Here is a 14,289-nt window from a genome sequence, read left to right as displayed (position 1 = left end):
CACCGTCCTGTAAAGATTATTTGTGTGGTTATGATTAGTTTGTACAGAAATCGGAGTTTGGTTCATTGTATTTTATGAGATTTCTTTTTAATTACTTGTAAAGTGGTGTAATTTATATATATCTATTATTAAATAACACATTCCTCTATCATGATTTAATTTTTTATATTATCTTCTAGTTCTCATAAATAATGTTAAAAATATAGCGACAACAGCTATAGCTCCAGTTACCGAAATAGAATATGCCATAGCATCTACAGATGCTTGTCCTTGAATAATTTTTGCCAATTGAGATAGTGCCATAACTTTAGAAGTTTCTTGCGGAAAACCTTCATACATATATGATTTTGTTAGTGAATTTATAGTTCCTACTGCTGTTTTATTATAAATATTTATTTGCTCTGCAAGTTTTGAATAATTATAGCTTGTTTTCGATTGTATTATTACTGTCATTATAGTTACAGCAAGAGAACTTGCCACCTGTCTTATAGTGCTATTTAATGCTGATGCTCTCGGAATCATTTCTCCTTTTACTACATTCATACCGGCAGTGCTAATAGGCATCATGGCTATTCCCAATCCAATAGATCTTATACAGTTAATAAATATTATTGATTCCTTGCTAGAATTCATATTTATAGCTGTTGACAGCTTAAATGTAGCTAGTGCTAATATAATAAGACCAGGTATAACTACAGGTTTAGCTCCGAATTTATCATAAAGCGTTCCGCTTAATGGCATTAATGCCCCCATAACTAGTGCTGATGGAAACATAATAAGTCCCGCCTGCATCGCAGTATATCCCCTTACATTCTGAAGAAATAAAGGCAATACATATGACCCTCCCATTAATCCTATAGTTAATACAGTTATTATAACTAAGCTCATACTAAAATCAAATAGTTTGAGAACTCTCAGATCTAATAGTGGGTCTGGATGTGTAAGCTCATTAATCACAAATAATATGAGACTTAAACTCCCCAACACTACTAACATTGGATTTATCATATCCCCCCAATCAATTGAGGATCCTTTTCCAAGTACATATAACAAACTTACTAAACCTACAGTAGATGATAAAAATCCTACTATATCAAATGCCTTAAATGGTTTCATCGGTTGCCCTTTTAAAATAATCATCCCCAACAATACTCCTATTATTCCTATTGGGATATTTACAGTAAAAATTAGTCTCCAATCCATTTTTTCTATAATAAGTCCACCAAGAGTTGGTCCTATGGCCGGTGCTGCCATGGCTGCTATTCCATAAACCCCAAGTGCAAGTCCTATCTTTTTTCTTGGAAATACAGAATATATTATACTCATACCAACCGGCTGCATCATCCCTCCTCCAATAGCTTGAAATACACGAAATGCTATCATACTAGAATTGCTCCATGCAAATCCGCATAACGCGGACCCCATCGTAAAAATTGCCAATGCAACTATGTATACTTTTTTAGCACCAAAAATATCTTGAAGATATCCTGTTAAAGGAATAATTGCTCCAAGTGCTAATGTATAAGCTGTCATCACCCACTTCACATCATCCAATCCTACTCCAAATACAGACATCATTTTAGTTAATGCAACATTAATTATACTACTACTTAGTACCGACATAAATGTACCAATTATGATAACTATCATTGCTAACCATGGATTTGCCTGTTCATTACTACTATCTTTCATTCTTTGCTCACCTCATTATTTAACATATTACTAGGCATTAAATAAGCTAAAACATTTACATACTCCTGTATCTAAGTTACTTCAACTTCCTTATACGTCTCTTTGCATTAATTTATGACTTTTTATCATATCTACGATTTCGAAAATGTAAGTTACACCACGAAACTTATTTAAGTATAAGTTACACTGCGTAACTTGTCAACGAATTTTGATTAACATTAGTAACTTGTAAGTTTATGATTCATTTGCTATTATGTAATTGTCAATTAGTAAGGAGGTAAAAAAATGGAATTTCAACGCGCTCGAAACGAAGAACAAAAAAGCATTAGGCGTGAACAAATCATAGAGGCTACATTAAAGCTATATGAAAGAGAGCCCTTAGAAAAAATCACACTTGCTTCAATTGCTAATGAGTTAAATTTTTCAAGAGCAAATTTATATAAATACGTTTCCACCAAGGAAGAAATTTTCCTATGGATATTAAGTTCAGATTTAGAAAAGTGGGTAAAAAAAACATATGATAAACTTAAAGATTATGATCAATTAGAACTTAAAACCTTTTGTCTGTTATGGTCAGAACAAATGTATGAAAATCAGCGTTTTTTAAAGCTGTTCTCAATTTTAGTTTCAGTATTAAGAAGTAATGTGACAACAAAATCACTGGAGATATTGAAACAAGATCTTGCTAATAGCTTTGGTAAATTAAGTTTGATTACTAAAAAATTTATTCCTAACCTGACAGACGATGAGCTTAAACTTTTTAATGAATATCAGATTTATTATGCCTCTAGTTTATATTCTCCAGCAGTATCCTCTAAAAACCAACGTCAAGAATTTCAAACTGTTTCACTGCTCGAAGCCCCTCCTGATTTTGTTTCGCGTTTTGCAGGCTATCTTGAAGTAATTATATTGGGTCTTCAAGCGAAAAATAAATAATCTTTATTTTATAATTCTTATACATAAGTCAAACAATAATTAGTATAATAATTTATCTTAAAAAAAGTAGGAATCAATTAAAGATTCCTACTAAATTATTTCAGTATTAAGATATATCTAGATTATAACTTATCTATCTTTGCCTATGTTTAAGGATATAAACATCTTATTAATCTTATAAATATACATAATCATTCATTACAGGCTGCAAGCCTTTAGACTTAATTGCTTCATACACTTCATCTACTGATCTGTTATCTGCAATTTCAAATTGATTATCTCCCCTGTCTTCTGCATCTTCCGCATGGCTTCCTATTCCTGTACTTACACCTGCTGAAATCTTAGTGGCTGCTAAGCCAATTACATTATTACGAAATCTTTCGCATTCTCTTGTAGAAATCGTAATATTAGCAAAAGGCATAAAAAGACGGTATGCTGTAATAACTTGCAAAAGTTGTTTCTCATGCACATCCTTTGGATTAATTTTATCATTATTAATAATTGGTCTTAGCCTTGGACATGAAAATGCTATCTCTGCATGTGGGTACTTTCTTTGAAGAAGGTATGCATGTACCCCTGTCGCAAAAGCATCTTTTCTAAAGTCATCTAGACCAAGTAATGCTGCAAATCCAACACCACGCATCCCACCTTTTAGAGCTCTTTCCTGCGCATTAAGTCTATATGGAAATATGCGCTTATGCCCTTCAAGATGAAGTGTTTCATATTTATCTGAATTATAAGTTTCCTGGAATACAGTTACAAAATCTGCACCGCATTCTTGAAGATATTCATATTCATCAGAATTCATAGGATATACTTCTAATCCTACCATCTTAAAATACTTGCGTGCTATCTTACAAGCCTCTCCAATATATTTTACATCTGACATCTTTCTGCTTTCACCAGTAAGCAGAAGCACTTCCTCCAAACCTGTTTTAGCTATTGCCTGCATTTCTTTCTCTATTTCATCGAAATTTAACTTCGCTCTGCGTATTTTATTATGACAGTTAAATCCACAATAAATACAATAGTTCTCACAATAATTTGCTAGATATAGTGGTGTGAACATATAAACTGAATTACCAAAATGCTTTCTTGTTTCCTCTTTAGCCAATTGAGCCATCTCCTCTAAAAACGGCATAGCTGCTGGTGATAATAATGCTGCAAAATCTTCTATAGTACGATAGTCATTGTTCAAAGCTATTCTAACATCTGTTTCTGTATACTTATCATAATCATAAGCTTCCATATGATTAATTACTTTATCCATTACATCTGATTCTAATACTTCCATCCCAGTCATATATTCCATGTGATTTATACGTTCTTCGCTCATAGTCTGCCTCCTAATCTTCTAAAAACCCAGTTAATGGTGAAGACGCAGAAGCACCTTTATCTAGAACTCTACCTAGTCCTGAAAGATATGCTGCACGTCCTGCTTCAATTGCTTGTTTAAATGCTCCTGCCATAGCTGGAATATCACCAGCTGTCGCAATCGCAGTATTAGCCATAACAGCTGCTACTCCCATTTCCATAGCTTCACAAGCTTGAGATGGTCTTCCAATCCCTGCATCCACAATAATTGGAAGATCTATTTCATCTACTAATATTTTTATAAATTCTTTTGTAGCTAATCCTTTATTAGATCCAATCGGTGATGCAAGAGGCATAATACATGCTGCTCCAGCATTAACTAAATCACGAGCTACATTTAAGTCTGCATGCATATATGGCATTACTATAAAACCTTCTTTAGCAAGAATCTCAGTTGCTTTAATAGTCTCATAATTATCTGGAAGCAAGTACTTTGAATCATGAATTATTTCAACTTTTACAAAGTCACCACAATTCATTGCTCTCGCAAGTCTTGCAATTCTAACTGCTTCTTCCGCATTTCTTGCCCCAGATGTATTTGGAAGCAATGTAACACCTTCTGGAATAAAATCCAAAATATTTTCACCTCCGTTTGTATTAGCGCGTCTTAATGCCAAAGTAATCATCTGTGCGCCTGCATTCTCAACTGCAGCCTTAATTAAATTCAAATTATATTTTCCAGAACCTAGTATGAATCTTGATGAGAATTCATATCCCCCAAGTGTTAATACATCTTTTTTCATTCCAATACTCTCCTTTAGCATTTTTCAGCAAGAACTAGAAGTATATAAAATTCGATTATTAAAATAAATTAATATGTATAACCAAATCATTAAATAAATAACTTAATTTAAAAGCTTGTCCTTTCTAATCTAGATCTTGCAGAAAATTATTATTATTATTATTTTTGATAATATACATTAATGATATTTCTAAATTTATTAATACATCAGCCTCCTCCAACAAAGCTAATTATTTCTAAAGAATCACCATCTTTAATATTTGTCTGCTTATATTGAGATTTTGGCATTATTTCACCATTTAGCTCAACCACAATCTTATCTATTAAATATCCTTCACTGATAAGAAAGTCCTCTAACGATAATCCAATTGCATTATCTGCCTCTTTTCCATTCACTTTTACCATTTAATCACCTCTTAAATATTTAATATAACTAAAAAAGGCCACACGAAAAAATACACCCAAGGTGGTGTACCCCTTCGTGTGACCTTCACACTCTGTAAACCATTATACCATTGCACTAAGTTAGTGTCAAATTAACTTTAATTCAAAATGTCGTTATAAGTCTATTGTTTAATATTACTATTTGTAACATCAGCAGTTTTATTATAATTTGTTTCTCATACATTCATTTTATTTCTCAATTACCAATTTACTTTAATAAAAAATGCATTACAAAATCAAAAAGCGAATTTTTGTAATGCATTTGTATCTTATTCTATCTATTTTTCATTATATATTTTAAAAGCATTCTTTAATAAACCTTTATATAAAAGACCACTTCCAACAAGTGAAATAATAATGCAAATTCCAAATATAATCACATAATTCCTCAGAATTATGGCAGCAGCTACTAAACCAGCTCCTAATATAAATATAATAAGCATAATTAACAGAGGTATATAATTATTTTTAAACATTGCTTTTTCATTTTCCCATTCCAATTTTGGTGATCTAAAGTCTATATATAATCCTAATAAAGTTATCATAAGTATTGATCCGAAAGAAGATATTGTTCCTAGTAATATTATAATAGGACTTACATTTACTAGCAAAAGTCCTAAGACAACTATAACCATTCCAAATTCATTTATAAATAATGACGAAAGAATCTTAGAGTATAGCTGAGTTTTATATTCCACAGGAATATACTTCGATACAATAAAATCTTTCCCCTCTCTTGAAAGTGCACTTGCACCTGCTCCACCTGACATTATACATACCGTTCCACCTACAAATGCAATTGCTATGGTAATCGCATTCCATTTGGGACTACTATTTAATAAATACCTATACTCTGATAGTTTACCACCGGAAAAAAATGCAACACCCATTACTGCCGGCATGTAAAACATCATCGCTATGCAATTAATAAAGAATTGAGGAGTTCTGAATAAGATTTTAACATCTTTTATAATTAATGCTTTTAATTTTGAATTTTCTTTTATTATTTTATTTGCCTTACCGTTTTCTAAAATATTTTCCCTCTTGCTATAAGTTTCAGAAATACCTATTACTCCCTTTAAATATAACTTTCCTCCTATATAATAATATATTATGAAAATTATTAAACTTAGGCATAAAGACATAAGTATATTAAGCAAGCCTCTAATGTCATTATTATATAATAGCCCATTTGAAGAAAATCTACTTGTTATGAAAATATCATTTAGTGTACTCATCGCGCTGTTATTTCCATCTGAAAATCTTTGAATCATTTGCTGTGAATTTGTACTTCTTCCAGAACTTGATGTAAAAAGATTGAATCCTACTATCAATATTAGTGATGCACACCCTGTAAATACTCTAAATGCATCTTTATGCTTAGATAAGCTAGTGAACCTCATAAGAATCATGCATATTAACGATGCCAATACCATCGGTATAATAGGAGTTATTAATAACACTATAATTCCATATAAATAATACAAGAAGCTTGCCTTTGACACAAATCCATAGACTATAAGTGGCAAAATTAACATTGATGTATACACATACATATTAATTAACACTGCCATAAACTTTCCAAATACTATTTCACTACTTTTAAAAGGAAGTGGTAATATAACTTCAATATCATTTGAAAAGTATAAGATATTTATTATTGTATACATTCCAAAGATGAAAGAAACACTCTCCCCAATTGACAATATTATTGACAATAATATTCCTTCCTGTCTCATAGCATGAAGCGGTCCGTAGCCTTCACTTATTATTACAGTAAAAGGCATAGATAGCATTACTACAATAAATATCATTAGCATCACTGCGAATACAGGTTTCATTTTCTTACTACTAGCAAACATTTCCTCAAATGCATTTCTTATAAAATATTTTGTTATTATCTTAAGCCTATTCATCTTGAATCATCTCCAAAAACATCTCTTCTAAGGATTCATTCTCTTTAAACTCTTTTCTCATATTGCTTAGTGTTCCATTAAATATTAATTGCCCTTTATTAATAATCGCGACTTTATCACAGACTTTCTCTGCAACTTCCAACACATGTGTAGAAAAAATCACGGTATTTCCTTCATCAGCATGTTCTCTCATCATTTCTTTTAATGTAAATGCTGATTTTGGATCTAAACCTGTCATTGGTTCATCTAAAATCCAAACTTTTGGCTTATGAATCAAAACTCCCATAAGAACCACCTTTTGTCTCATACCATGAGAATATGAATGTATCTTATCTCCTAATGCCAACTCCATTTCAAACCTTTTTGATATTTCTCTTATCCTTGATAATCTTTCTTCCTTTGAAACCCCATAAACATCAGCCATGAAATTTAAATATTCCATTCCACTTAATCTTAAAAACATATCCGGGCTATCTGGAACATAACCAAATTGCTCTTTTGCTCTAACTGGCTCTTTACTAATATCAATTCCGTTAATTTCAATTTTTCCCGATGTAGGCGATATTATTCCAGTTATCATTTTAATAGTTGTTGTTTTTCCAGCCCCATTAGGCCCTAATAATCCATATATTTCTCCATCCCTGATTTCCAAATTTAAATTGCTTACCGCATTATAATTTCCATTATAACTTTTTGTTATATTGCTTATATTTATCATAAATTTATCCTCTCCTTGGAATTATTATACTAAAACTCGGTCTTATAACAACTTAAATAAATCTTAATTTTAGATTAATTATTCATCTCCTTTTAATATGCATCCATAATCCTAAAATTAATAAAGCTATTATTGAGAATTTAATAAGGAGTATATAACTTCTAAAATTATTATATACATCCTTAAAAAATGCATTTAAATAAATTTAATCCTATAAAAAACCTCTTTTTAATGTTTACTGAATACTACGCTACCTTATAATTTAGATAATATTTTTCTTAATTCACCAATATCATTTACTGGAGCCATACATGATTTTCCTTTACATAAATAATATGTAGATTTTTCATTTATAAGATCATATTCCTTAAGAAATGGTGCTAAATCTTCTATTTTATTTCTATTTTCATCATTCTTAATTATTGTTGTTAAATTAAAAATAGACCTTTCACTTAATAAATCTTTGATTTTTTCTTCTTCACCTTTATCATTAGTAACGCATACTAATTCTTCTGATTCATTTAAAGCAAATGATGCAGCCATTAAAAAGAATGAATGATTTATCTCTTCATTAAATACTGAGCCACAAATAAAATTAAATTGTTTCTCTGCCATTTCTTCAAGAGTTAAATCTCCAGTAAGTCTTGCAATCTTTATTAAATTATAAGCTGCAACAGAATTTCCTGAAGGCATAGCGCCATCAAAAAGTTCCTTAGGTCTAGCAATTAATTTTTCACTATCCTCACCATAAAGGAAAAATCCATCTTTTTCATTATCCCAAAATAAGTTAATCATATCCTTATTTATTTCAATTGCCTTATTTAAAAACTCAATATCATAGCTACTTTCATAAAGCTCTATAAGTCCAAAACAAAGAAAAGCATAGTCATCCAAATAAGCTTTATGACGTGAATCCTCATCTCTATACCTTGCGAGAAGTCTTCCATTTTCATCAATCAAGTTATTAAAAATAAACTCTACTGCTTTCTTAGCATATTCAAAGTATCTTTCATCCTCAATAACTTTATAGGCTTTTCCAAGTGCAGCTATCATAAGTCCATTCCATGAAGTTAGGATTTTATCATCTTTATGTAATTCCGTTCTGTCACTTCTATATTGAAGTATTTGTTCACTAAGTAACTTTATCCTATCATCTGACTTATGAAAGTTTTTATTTTTTATTAAATTTGGAATGCTCTTGCCCTCAAAGTTCCCATCAGAAGTTATGTCAAAATAATCATTAAAATATGTACCATCTTCTTCTCCTAAAACACTTAAAATTTCTAAAGGTTCAAACACATAATATTTTCCCTCTTCACCTTCACTATCTGCATCCTCAGCACAGTAAAATCCACCATCTTTACTAGTAAGTTCTCTAAATACATATTCTAGCACTTTTGTTGCAACCTCTTTGTAAATCTCATTTCTTGTAACCTCGTATCCCTCTAAATATGCAATGACAAGCAAAGCATTATCATAAAGCATCTTTTCAAAATGTGGTACCAACCACTTACTATCCGTAGAATATCTTGAAAAACCAAAACCTATATGATCAAATATTCCACCTCTATACATAGAAATCAAAGTTTTTTCAGCCATTTCTAAAGCTTTAATTTCTTTATGAGATTTATAATATCTAAGCAAAAACATTATTATATGAGGTGTCGGAAATTTAGGCGCATCACCAAAGCCTCCATACTTTTCCTCAAAAGCGTGTGAAATTTGATTATATCCATTTTTTAACATCTTGGATGTCAACTTCATTTTGCTTGTTTCACCCTCAAAATAGCCGCCAAGTTCTGATAAAATACTATCACTAGATGATATAAGCTTATCCTTATTATCCTTCCATTGCTTATTTATTGAATTTAAAATATCCATAAGTCCTGGCATATTATATTTAGCCTTTTTAGGAAAATAAGTACCTGCAAAAAATGGTTTTTGATCTGGAGTCATTATCACTGTAAGCGGCCAGCCTCCATGGCCGGTTAAGGCTTGGCAAACTGTCATATATACACTATCAATATCTGGTCTTTCCTCTCTGTCCACTTTAATTGCAATAAAACTATCATTCATAATTTTTGCAATTTCTTCATCTTCAAATGATTCATGAGCCATTACATGACACCAGTGACAAGTTGAATACCCAATTGATAAAAAAATAGGCTTATCTTCCTCTTTAGCTTTTGCAAATGCTTCCTCACTCCATGAATACCAATTTATTGGATTATTAGCATGTTGCAATAAATAAGGAGATTTTTCATTTATTAAATTGTTGGCTTTTATTGTAGATAACATATAAACAACACTCCTTTTATGATTTATTAAAATTATCTTTGCCACGCTGAAAAAATATATACATTAATATAATGTGCACAATAAAAAGCTTATTACTTTATTATTTTAAGATTAAAATCTTTCTACCTATCCATACTATACTTATGAAAGGAGTGATAATATGAGTAATGATAGCAGTAAATTTGATAATGAATTCAGTGACTTATCTACAGAAGATATATATTTCATAAGACAAATGGAAAATAAAATAAATGAACACCATAATCCTCCAGTATGCCTCATAGCATATGATAAGCAAACTGAAGATAAATAAAATTTATAAATCAGATAACTTAATATTTTTTATAAATCATTATTTAGTATAAAAATATTTTTAGATGGAAAATTATTAATGCAAATAATAAATTTTAAATAAAAAAATATTAGTATTACTATACTCTATTAGTTTAAAGGAGGAATGAATATGAGAATTCGAGAAGGAGCAATACCAACTGCATTGGGTACAGTTGTAACAGGTGTAGGTGCAGCTATGGTGGCAGTAGAAATGGCACCAGTTATCGCTGCTGGAGTTGTTGGGTTTGGCGCAGCTCACATGGTTCTTGGCGCTATCGATCTAGTTGAACATAAAAAACACCATAGAAGAAGATAAATAAAATAGACTAATATAATTATCTGACCTGGTAGATTACAAATTTAATCCACCAGGTTTTTTATTTATTTGTATAATTTAATTTCAATTATATTGATTATTTGGTATTTGTAGATTATACTAAAATTAATTTGTCGACAGTATACATTGTATAAATATTGAAATTAATTAATCGTTTTAACACAATCTATAGGAGGATAAAGTAATGGAAAAATATAAAATTGAAAAAGCACCTTCTTACTATGATCAAGCTTATAATTCTATAAAAGCTATGATATTTAACGGTATTTTAAAACCCGGAGATAGGATTTATGAATCCAAACTTGCCAGCGAATTTCAAATAAGCAGAAGTCCAGTGAGAGAAGCCATACGTTCTTTAGAAAAAGATGGACTACTTGTTATTGGAGATAAATCAAAAATTACAATTTATAAGCCAACCAAAGAAGACATCGAAAATATTTATGAATGTCGCCAAGCTTTAGAATCTCAAGCTGCAAAATTAACTACTCTTAAGGCATCTAATAAAGAATTAGATGAAATTGAAAAGATATTAGTAAAAATTAAAAAAAACATAGAAAGCTTTGATGATACACTTACTAAAAGTATTATTGAACTAAATACTAAATTTCATGATTTAATCTTAGATTTCAGCCAAAATAATCATCTAAAAAAATTGAGTAAAGATTTGAGTTCTCTTACTTATTTTTATAGATCTATAGATGTTTACGAACCTGAGCGTAATATGGATATTTTCAATCATCATCTTGAGATATTTCATTATATTAAAAAGAGAGATGAAGAAAAAGCATATAAAGCTATGTACAACCATATAGGCAACGATTTAAAACATTTGAAAAACATTTTATCAAAGGATTGCATTATATAAGTCAAAGTGTAATCCATTATTCTTTAATTCAATTAGTTAAAAAATATATTAAAGGAGAATTTATAATGGTTATTTTTAATGCATTAGGAAGTGTATTCAGTATAGTTCTCATGATTTCTACTGGATTCTTTTTATCTCATAAAGGCTGGTTTGATGAAAAAACTTCAAAGCTTTTTTCAAGATTAGTGTGCAATCTTGCTATCCCCTGCCTCATGATTTCACAATTTACAGAAAGCTTTGATAAAGAGAAACTATTAAGTCTTGGTGGTGGATTATTCGCTCCCTTTACCTCCATGGCTATTGGTTATATAATTGCCGTAATTGTTTCTAAAGCTATTAAAGTGGAAAAGAAACGAATTGGTACCTTTAGATCAATGTTTTTTGTATCTAATTCTATATTTATTGGTCTTCCGGTGAATATGGCTTTATTTGGTGAAAAAAGTATCCCGAACGTGTTATTATACTACATAGCAAATACTACTTTTTTCTGGACTCTCGGTGTATATGAAATTAGTCGTGATGGCGACTCTACCAATGCCAATATCTTTTCCTTTGATACAATAAAACGTATCATGTCACCTCCTTTATTAAGCTTTACTTTTGCTGTTTTACTTATATTACTAGATATTCATCTTCCAAAGTTTGTTCTAGATACTTGCAAATATTTCGGCAATTTAACAACACCATTAGCTATGTTGTTTATAGGGATAACAATTCACTCTGTTAATTTCAAAGAATTTAGATTTAGTTGGGACATGCTAGCAATAATTTTAGGAAGGTTTATCATTTCTCCAATATTAATTTTGTTATTATGCAATTTTGCAAATACTCCCTTACTTATGAAAGAAGTATTTGTTATTCAAGCCGCAATGCCAGTCATGACTAATACAGCAATAGTATCTAAACGATATAATGCAGATTATGAGTATGCTACGGTAAATACAATCATAACAACTATTCTTAGCTTAATTGTCATTCCTATTTATATGCTATTACTAACTTAAATTTATAGCATTTATTTAGCCATTATATATGTATATTATAGAATTTCTTCATTATAAAATTATTAATCACACACTTTATTCCTTAACACTAAAAAAGAGCAGCGTTTAAACTACTCTTTCTACTATTAAATTATATATTTATTTTTTATTAAACTTTACAATTTTGATTATATAAAAATCTATTTTTCTTTATTGGATGCGGTACTTGGTTTACGTACCATTGAATAAATTACAAATACTGTTATTATTACAAATGTCATATGTACCCCTCCTAATCTATTTGTTAATTATATATTACTATAACTATGTAATCGTATCAATGAACAATTAGTGGCATGAAAAGATAACAAATACATTTTTCAAAGTAATAAATAAAATATCTTTAGTCATTTTTTGAAAAATATAACTTATATTTTTTCGTATAAAAAAGTTCCATTAACTAATAATATTATTGTTAATTAAAATAATATTATTAGGAGGTAACAGCTATGAAACCAGAAAAAATGGACTCACCAAACCAAGGAATCAAATGTGTTGTTAATACATGTCAATATTATATGTCAGGTGATCACTGTTGTGCACAACAAATAGAAGTGCAACCTAGAAATGCTAGCGACACTCAAGAAACAGACTGCGCTACATTTATCCCTGAAAACCAAATCTAATTTTATTTATGTGCTCGTTGGAATCTCTCCAACGAGCTTTATTTTGTATTTATAGGAATCTTTAATCATAAGACATCAGACATCACCCTTGAAAGCTAGATTTTTTTATTATATTATATAAACATAACCTAAAAGGAGGTTTGTTTATGCCACGAAAAGAAAAAAGCTTATCAGAAAGTGTTGCTGATGATATACTAGCGATGATTACTATAGATAAAAAATTTAATATTGGTGATAAACTACCAAATGAAAATGAGCTTTCTACTGAATTAAAAGTAAGTAGAACTACTCTAAGAGAGGCCATTCGTATTTTAGTTGCTCACAATATTTTAGAAATTAGGCGAGGCAAAGGCACATTTGTATCAGAAATAAAAAACATTACTGAAAGCATGGGATTAGAGAATCTTTCTACTCAAAAATTAGATGTTAAAGATTTATATGAAATGAGATTAATTTTTGAACCCGAGACTGCCTACTATGCTGCTAAACGCGCTACTGATAAAGAATTAGAAAGAATATTATATTACGGAAGACTCGAAGAAGAAATGATCTTAAATAATGAAGATCGAACCGAGGTAGAAAGATCATTCCATAAATCTATTGCAAAAGCCACTCATAATGAATTTATGAATAAGCTGATGCCTATATTATATAAAGCAATTGATAATGGTGTTATTTTATCCGATGAAAATAAATCAATTCTTCAAAATACTTTAAATGATCATCGCATGATAATGGAATTTCTGGAGGCTAGAGATGCTGAAGGCGCAAAAACTGCCATGAAAATTCATATTATTAGAGCAATGAAAGATTTAGGTATACCAAATGAATAAGATAAAGTGCTAATTCTTTATATTTATAGAAATAGCACTTTTTATTTTAATCTTATCTTGCAATTGACAACAGACATCATACAACTTATAATTAGAACATACAACGCGATAATTATAAATATATGTAAGGAG

General features: G+C 30.1%; 14 protein-coding genes. 7 read left to right on the top strand and 7 right to left on the bottom strand.

Annotated features, from left to right (window positions below; all coding sequences use genetic code 11):
- Positions 1-168: 168 nt before the first annotated feature.
- Entirely contained in the window at positions 169-1,692 is a 1,524-nt protein-coding gene (locus tag ACJDTP_RS05490; RefSeq protein ID WP_406760694.1) for a DHA2 family efflux MFS transporter permease subunit, read from the bottom strand.
- Positions 1,693-1,977: 285 nt separating this feature from the next.
- Here ACJDTP_RS05490 and ACJDTP_RS05485 point away from each other — a divergent pair, with 285 nt between their 5' ends.
- Positions 1,978-2,628: a TetR/AcrR family transcriptional regulator gene (locus tag ACJDTP_RS05485; protein ID WP_078115167.1), complete on the top strand. Its 651-nt coding sequence runs from the start codon at positions 1,978-1,980 to the stop codon at positions 2,626-2,628.
- Between the two features lie 175 nt (positions 2,629-2,803).
- Here ACJDTP_RS05485 and thiH read toward each other — a convergent pair whose 3' ends face one another.
- From thiH to ACJDTP_RS05455, 6 genes are all read right to left on the bottom strand, one after another.
- A complete protein-coding gene (gene thiH, locus ACJDTP_RS05480) occupies positions 2,804-3,964 on the bottom strand; it encodes a 2-iminoacetate synthase ThiH (protein ID WP_406760693.1) in 1,161 nt (386 codons plus the stop codon).
- A gap of 10 nt (positions 3,965-3,974) precedes the next feature.
- Positions 3,975-4,745, bottom strand: coding sequence for a thiazole synthase (locus ACJDTP_RS05475; protein WP_406760692.1), 771 nt, complete (start codon positions 4,743-4,745; stop codon positions 3,975-3,977).
- A gap of 206 nt (positions 4,746-4,951) precedes the next feature.
- Positions 4,952-5,149, bottom strand: coding sequence for a sulfur carrier protein ThiS (gene thiS / locus ACJDTP_RS05470; RefSeq protein ID WP_406760691.1), 198 nt, complete (start codon positions 5,147-5,149; stop codon positions 4,952-4,954).
- Between the two features lie 317 nt (positions 5,150-5,466).
- On the bottom strand, positions 5,467-7,104 hold the full coding sequence (locus tag ACJDTP_RS05465; RefSeq protein WP_406760690.1) for a putative ABC transporter permease subunit: 1,638 nt from the start codon (positions 7,102-7,104) through the stop codon (positions 5,467-5,469).
- Complete coding sequence (locus ACJDTP_RS05460; RefSeq protein WP_077305780.1) at positions 7,097-7,822, bottom strand: ABC transporter ATP-binding protein; 726 nt, start codon at positions 7,820-7,822, stop codon at positions 7,097-7,099. The genes ACJDTP_RS05465 and ACJDTP_RS05460 overlap by 8 nt, the downstream gene beginning before the upstream one ends.
- Positions 7,823-8,077: 255 nt before the next feature.
- A complete protein-coding gene (locus tag ACJDTP_RS05455) occupies positions 8,078-10,120 on the bottom strand; it encodes a thioredoxin domain-containing protein (RefSeq protein WP_406760689.1) in 2,043 nt (680 codons plus the stop codon).
- A gap of 160 nt (positions 10,121-10,280) precedes the next feature.
- Between ACJDTP_RS05455 and ACJDTP_RS05450 the strand changes: the two genes are divergently transcribed.
- The 6 genes from ACJDTP_RS05450 (at position 10,281) to ACJDTP_RS05425 (ending at position 14,157) form a co-directional block, all read left to right on the top strand.
- Positions 10,281-10,433, top strand: coding sequence for a hypothetical protein (locus tag ACJDTP_RS05450; protein WP_171983621.1), 153 nt, complete (start codon positions 10,281-10,283; stop codon positions 10,431-10,433).
- A 150-nt stretch (positions 10,434-10,583) separates the two neighbouring features.
- On the top strand, positions 10,584-10,769 hold the full coding sequence (locus tag ACJDTP_RS05445) for a hypothetical protein (RefSeq protein ID WP_011968842.1): 186 nt from the start codon (positions 10,584-10,586) through the stop codon (positions 10,767-10,769).
- A 205-nt stretch (positions 10,770-10,974) separates the two neighbouring features.
- Positions 10,975-11,655, top strand: coding sequence for a GntR family transcriptional regulator (locus ACJDTP_RS05440; RefSeq protein WP_406760688.1), 681 nt, complete (start codon positions 10,975-10,977; stop codon positions 11,653-11,655).
- A gap of 65 nt (positions 11,656-11,720) precedes the next feature.
- A complete protein-coding gene (locus ACJDTP_RS05435; protein WP_077841732.1) occupies positions 11,721-12,659 on the top strand; it encodes an AEC family transporter in 939 nt (312 codons plus the stop codon).
- Between the two features lie 488 nt (positions 12,660-13,147).
- Positions 13,148-13,324 (top strand): DUF1540 domain-containing protein, encoded by a 177-nt coding sequence (locus ACJDTP_RS05430; RefSeq protein WP_077837456.1) that lies wholly within the window; start codon positions 13,148-13,150, stop codon positions 13,322-13,324.
- 146 nt (positions 13,325-13,470) lie between these two features.
- On the top strand, positions 13,471-14,157 hold the full coding sequence (locus ACJDTP_RS05425) for a FadR/GntR family transcriptional regulator (protein WP_065416304.1): 687 nt from the start codon (positions 13,471-13,473) through the stop codon (positions 14,155-14,157).
- The last annotated feature ends 132 nt before the right edge of the window (positions 14,158-14,289 follow it).

It is taken from the genome of Candidatus Clostridium helianthi (genome assembly GCF_045310795.1).
Taxonomy (GTDB): domain Bacteria; phylum Bacillota; class Clostridia; order Clostridiales; family Clostridiaceae; genus Clostridium; species Clostridium helianthi.
The sequence above is the reverse complement of the archived record's forward strand: the minus strand, read 5'-3'. Positions and strand labels throughout refer to the sequence as shown.

Bases quoted from the DNA above. Each gene is read 5' to 3' on its own strand.
- ACJDTP_RS05490 (WP_406760694.1), bottom strand. From the start codon at position 1,692: ATGAAAGATAGTAGTAATGAACAGGCAAATCCATGGTTAGCAATGATA.
- ACJDTP_RS05485 (WP_078115167.1), top strand. From the start codon at position 1,978: ATGGAATTTCAACGCGCTCGAAACGAAGAACAAAAAAGCATTAGGCGT.
- thiH (WP_406760693.1), bottom strand. From the start codon at position 3,964: ATGAGCGAAGAACGTATAAATCACATGGAATATATGACTGGGATGGAA.
- ACJDTP_RS05475 (WP_406760692.1), bottom strand. From the start codon at position 4,745: ATGAAAAAAGATGTATTAACACTTGGGGGATATGAATTCTCATCAAGA.
- thiS (WP_406760691.1), bottom strand. From the start codon at position 5,149: ATGGTAAAAGTGAATGGAAAAGAGGCAGATAATGCAATTGGATTATCG.
- ACJDTP_RS05465 (WP_406760690.1), bottom strand. From the start codon at position 7,104: ATGAATAGGCTTAAGATAATAACAAAATATTTTATAAGAAATGCATTT.
- ACJDTP_RS05460 (WP_077305780.1), bottom strand. From the start codon at position 7,822: ATGATAAATATAAGCAATATAACAAAAAGTTATAATGGAAATTATAAT.
- ACJDTP_RS05455 (WP_406760689.1), bottom strand. From the start codon at position 10,120: ATGTTATCTACAATAAAAGCCAACAATTTAATAAATGAAAAATCTCCT.
- ACJDTP_RS05450 (WP_171983621.1), top strand. From the start codon at position 10,281: ATGAGTAATGATAGCAGTAAATTTGATAATGAATTCAGTGACTTATCT.
- ACJDTP_RS05445 (WP_011968842.1), top strand. From the start codon at position 10,584: ATGAGAATTCGAGAAGGAGCAATACCAACTGCATTGGGTACAGTTGTA.
- ACJDTP_RS05440 (WP_406760688.1), top strand. From the start codon at position 10,975: ATGGAAAAATATAAAATTGAAAAAGCACCTTCTTACTATGATCAAGCT.
- ACJDTP_RS05435 (WP_077841732.1), top strand. From the start codon at position 11,721: ATGGTTATTTTTAATGCATTAGGAAGTGTATTCAGTATAGTTCTCATG.
- ACJDTP_RS05430 (WP_077837456.1), top strand. From the start codon at position 13,148: ATGAAACCAGAAAAAATGGACTCACCAAACCAAGGAATCAAATGTGTT.
- ACJDTP_RS05425 (WP_065416304.1), top strand. From the start codon at position 13,471: ATGCCACGAAAAGAAAAAAGCTTATCAGAAAGTGTTGCTGATGATATA.